The sequence below is a fragment of the Curtobacterium sp. MCBD17_032 genome (assembly GCF_003234855.1).
Lineage (GTDB): Bacteria > Actinomycetota > Actinomycetes > Actinomycetales > Microbacteriaceae > Curtobacterium.
In genome coordinates, this window is sequence record NZ_QKTO01000025.1 from 1 (window position 1) to 1568 (window position 1568).

Here is a 1568-nt window from a genome sequence, read left to right on the forward strand (position 1 = left end):
CTCTGGGCTTCCGCTCCAGCCGCTCCGCCGCACCTTTGGGGTGACGAGGGATTACTTTACGCAGCCCCCACACCCACCACCAACCCACCCCACATCCCGGGCGTGTCGCACTACGCAACACCAGCACTACTCGGGGCTCAGCACCCCGCTACCAACTACCGATCACCCGCCGGATCCGGGCAAGGACTCACGGCTCCCGGCTCACGGCTCCCGGCTCCCGGCTCACGGCTCCCGGCTCCCGGCTCACGGCTCCCGGCTCCCGGCTCACGGCTCCCGGCTCACGGCTCACGGCTCACGGCTCACGGCTCACGGCTCACGGCTCACGGCTCACGGCTCACGGCTCACGGCTCACGGCTCACGGCTCACGGCTCACGGCTCACGGCTCACGGCGAGTGTGCATCACCTCGAGCTCGTTCACATCGATTCCTCTGCGCCTCCGGACCGAAATGGCCCGTCTTTGCCAGGAAACGTTAGCCACAGGCGATGATCGCCGCGCCTGCCGTCCGAGGAACGCCGATGTTCGGTCGGATCGAACTTGCGGCCCCGCGTGGAACCACATCGGGAACCGACCGTCGAGAGTCGGCGCATCCGACGACTCCCCGGCGACCGACGACCGACGACCGACGACGGACAACGGACAACGGACAACGGACAACGGACAAGATCACCATGGCGCACATTCGAAACCCGTTCCATCTCGCCGCTTCATGCCCACCTCGGCCGGCCCGTGGCGCGCTGCCCTGGTGAACCCGCTTGCGGCTCCGACCCTGCTCAGCCGACGAAGCGCGACCCCGTTCTCGACCGATGAAACCGGGTGGCTGTCTCCCGAACCGACGACCTTCCTCTCACGGCGAAGGTCTCGAGCCTTCGCGACGAGAGCACCGGAATCCACCACGGACCAGACCACCGCCGTGGAGATCGATCACGAGGCGGCACTCCACCTCGGCCGAGCGCGCAGCGACCGACAACTCCACATGGCCGTCGTCCGCGATCGAGGTGCCGATTCCAGCTCCCGGGGCGCCGGCTCATCGCGCATCCGTCCGAGTGTCCGTCGACAGCATGACCGGACAGCCAAGACCGGTGCGATCGATCGCCGCCCTCATCTCCACCATGACGTCGCACCGCCAGTCGCCGCGGTTGCCCACCGAGCACGCATCGTTGCGCTACTCCCGATCACTCGAACTGCCGATGCCCCAGACAACGCGCCTCCCGACCTCGGACGACCGGAGCTGGGCGCAGGACCGACTGAGGAGCAAGGCGCTCCATCGCGTCAGCTGACCACGGCTCGCACAGAACGTACTAGCTCGAGCAGCGACGAACGCCCCGCGAGTAGCCCCACAAAGCGAGTCAAGCAAGACGCTCGTCGATGACGTGCTACTCAGCCGGCCTGTGGGGACGCGAAAGAGCCCCTGACCAAGGTGAGCGTTGCTGCTCACCCCGGTCAGGGGCTCGATCATTGAAAAGGAGTCCGGCGGCGTCCTACTCTCCCACAAGGTCCCCCTTGCAGTACCATCGGCGCTGAGAGGCTTAGCTTCCGGGTTCGGAATGTGACCGGGCGTTTCCCTCTC

General features: G+C 67.0%; 1 rRNA gene. It reads right to left on the reverse strand.

From position 1 onward, the window contains the following. Positions 1–1466: 1466 nt before the first annotated feature. Positions 1467–1568 (reverse strand): 5S ribosomal RNA (gene rrf / locus DEI91_RS15820); the annotation flags it as partial.